1 protein-coding gene and 1 pseudogene are annotated in these 1,343 nt (G+C 37.5%); both read left to right on the top strand.

Features of this window, described 5'->3' with window-relative positions; genetic code table 11:
• Positions 1 to 216: pseudogene (locus tag R8N28_RS25080) on the top strand (XRE family transcriptional regulator); the annotation flags it as partial.
• A 410-nt stretch (positions 217 to 626) separates the two neighbouring features.
• The coding region (locus R8N28_RS25075) for an Orn/Lys/Arg decarboxylase N-terminal domain-containing protein (protein ID WP_318183647.1) at positions 627 to 1,343 on the top strand (717 nt) is incomplete at its 3' end.

Below are 1,343 nucleotides of genomic sequence, written 5' to 3'. Positions count from 1 at the left end.
TTTGCCCGACGCATAGAGGTGAACTCTAAGGTGCAACGCTTGTCCTGTAAGCGTTGCGATAGCCGTAGACTGCACGTTATGGCAGGAATGATCCGGCTGTACTTTGTCGAGTGCATGGATGCTAACCATACCATGTACTCGTCTGGTATCGCGGTAAAACGCTATCAACAGTGGTCCAACAATGGCGTAAAGCTAGATAGTCATTTATTTAATTGAATTGTGTTTCCTTTGCACCTAAAGTAAAAAGCCATCAATACATGTGTTGATGGCTTTTTTATTATGTGTTTAAATTTAGTTAAAATTAAAATATTTATTATCCCTAATAATATAGTCCTACTAATTATATAGTGATAGAAATCTCAAAAATTTATTTTCTTGATATTTTATTTCTAACAACAATGGCTGTGGTCACACAATTTTTAATTATTTTTCCTTTTAAGCCTGGTTTCAATATCATTGGGCTATCAATTGGAAAGTGATGAAGATCGCGAAATTTTAATTCGAGAAAATAAGACTTTTAAATATGAAAATTTAATCACGAAATTTGTTTTTTGAATTTTAAATATCGTTTTCGTTTGTAATATCTGTACCTGTCAATTTTAAAGAACAAAAAAGAGATATTACAAATGAAACGTTTAATTATAGGTGTTAGTAATTACATGCCAGAAGACTTCAGTTTATTAGCTGAATCTTTAGATGAACAATTTAATCGTCATTTACAACCTTTAGAGCAAGTTGAATTAACCGACGTTGGTGCGGCTATTATTACTTCAGCAGACATTAAAGCAGGTCTGCATAAAATGATTTCTGAAACGGGTTACGGTATTCCAGTTTTCTTAGTAACGGATGAAAACCCAGTTTCGGCAGAAGATTACGTTTGGCTAACTGGCGTTATCGATTTAGAAAGACAATCTATTGAGTACTACTGTCGTCAAATCAACGAAGCAGTAACCAAGTACGAATGTCGTCTGCTTCCTCCTTTCTTCAAGCAATTAACGCACTATGTTGAGATGGGTAACTCAGCGTTTGACTGTCCGGGACACCAAGGTGGTCAGTTCTTCAAAAAACACCCAGCTGGTAAACAATTCTACGATTTCTTCGGCGAAAACCTGTTCCGTAGTGACTTGTGTAACGCGGACGTGGATTTAGGTGACTTGCTGATTCACGAAGGTTCTGCACACCAAGCGCAAGCGCACGCTGCAAAAGTATTTAACGCGGACAAAACTTACTTCGTACTCAACGGTACTTCTGCTTCAAACAAAGTGGTGTGTAACGCGCTAGTAACTGAAGGTGATTTGGTACTGTTCGACCGTAACAACCACAAATCGAACCACCACGGTGCA

The sequence above is a fragment of the Vibrio sp. Vb1554 genome, assembly GCF_033344235.1.
This window is presented reverse-complemented; position numbering and strand designations above follow the sequence as displayed.